The sequence below is a fragment of the Pseudoflavonifractor sp. 60 genome, assembly GCF_009911645.1.
Taxonomy (GTDB): domain Bacteria; phylum Bacillota; class Clostridia; order Oscillospirales; family Oscillospiraceae; genus Lawsonibacter.
On the sequence record NZ_QWKI01000140.1, the window covers coordinates 1 to 1,623 of the forward strand.

The window sequence follows — 1,623 nt, forward strand, 5'->3', positions numbered from 1 at the left end:
GGTCTTGATGACGTCGATGGCAGCGGCGGCGTCCTCCTGGGTGGCAACGCTCACCTTGTCAACGCCCAGAGCGTCGGCGTGGATGTCGCCGATGTTGACCTTCAGCTGGTTGAACTCCTCGGAGGTGTCGCCAATCTGGAGGGTCAGAGCGGTGCCGGCCTCCTTCTCCACGGTGGTGGTGGAACTGGCGCTGTCGAACTTCTGAATCTGATTCTCCAGACCCCAATCCTTCTCAGTCAGGTTGGCGTCGCCGGCATAAGTGGTGCGCTCGTTGATGACCAGCATAGTGCCGCGCTGCTCCACCTGGACGTCGAACATCTCGTTGTCCTTAGCGGCCACAGACAGACGGTCCAGAGCAGTGCGCAGATCATCGGCAAACGCCTGCTTCTGAGCGGCAGTGCCGCCCGCCATCGCATTGGTCAGGTTGGTCAGGTCTCGGATATCCACCTTGTGAACATTGTCAGCGTAATCCGTGTTATAGGTGGCATCACTGCCGGTGAAGATATAGTACTCGTCACCCAGCTTGAAGCCCTTGCCATCAGCAATGAAGTCAGTGGTCTTGTTCAGGCCGGTAGTATTGCCAGCGTCCGCAGTATCGAAGCGGATATAGGCCTGGGCGTAGATGGTATCAGCGGGAGTGGTACCCTCGTTGACCTCGCAGGTAGCGGCGTTGCCCACCAGCTTGTCGTTGATAGCGGCATTAAAGGCAGCCTGGAGATCCTTGTTATCCTGAGTACCAGTAAGGCCAGCTCCACCAGTGCCCTGCTTATAGGCCAGGGAGAAGTTGAAGTTACCCTGGAAGTAGTTCTCTGTAGTGCCAGCAGCAGTAGCTGTGTTAGCAGAAGCGCAGGCATCGGCATACCCGTCATCGGTCATTTCGAATTTCAGCTTGTCGCCATCCCGGGTGACGCTGTACTCAATATAATCAGCGGTGCCACCGGTACCGGTCTTGACATAGACCTTGCCGCCATTGTCATTAATCTTGTCCATAATAGCCTTGGCAATGTCCTCAGAGGAGACCTTGCCGCTGCCATCCGCAACGATATCATAAGTCAGAGCAGAGTCTGTACCATTCTTCAAAGACAGATGGTTGCCAGTACCCATTCCAGCCGCATCGCCACCCTGAAGAGCGAACTCCAGGCCTGTGATGCCGGTGCCGGAGGCGGCGTTGTAGCTCAGGCCGTCCAGGTCCACGGTGAAGGAGGTCTTGCCAGCGGTGGCGGCGTCCTTGTGGTAACGGACGCTGTCGTCGCTCTCGTTCAGCTTACCAGCGGTAACACCGGAATAGGCACCGGTCAGCTGCACACCGCCCTTGCTATTATCGCCGCCAATCACATCCGAACTGTCACCCTTAGCAGCATCGCCCACAGCAACACCGTTGACGTTGTTGCCGATTTTCAGACCGGCGAACACGGTCTCGGTGGTGGCGCGGCGGCCTTCGGCGTCCAGGGAGCCGTCCAGCAGCTTAATGCCGTTGAAGTTGGCACTGTCAGCGATACGGTTGATTTCGGAGTTCAGCTGGTCGATCTCCTGCTGGAGAGCGGCGCGGTCGGTCTCGTTGTCGTAGGTGCCGTTGGCGGACTGGGTGGCCAGGGTGACCATGCGGTTGAGCATGTCCTGGAC

Annotated in this window: 1 protein-coding gene; it reads right to left on the bottom strand. The window is 58.0% G+C overall.

The window, feature by feature from the left end; all coding sequences use genetic code 11:
- Nucleotides 1–1,623, bottom strand: a 1,623-nt coding sequence (locus tag D1646_RS23760) for a hypothetical protein (protein ID WP_279279951.1), incomplete at both ends; no start/stop codon positions are given.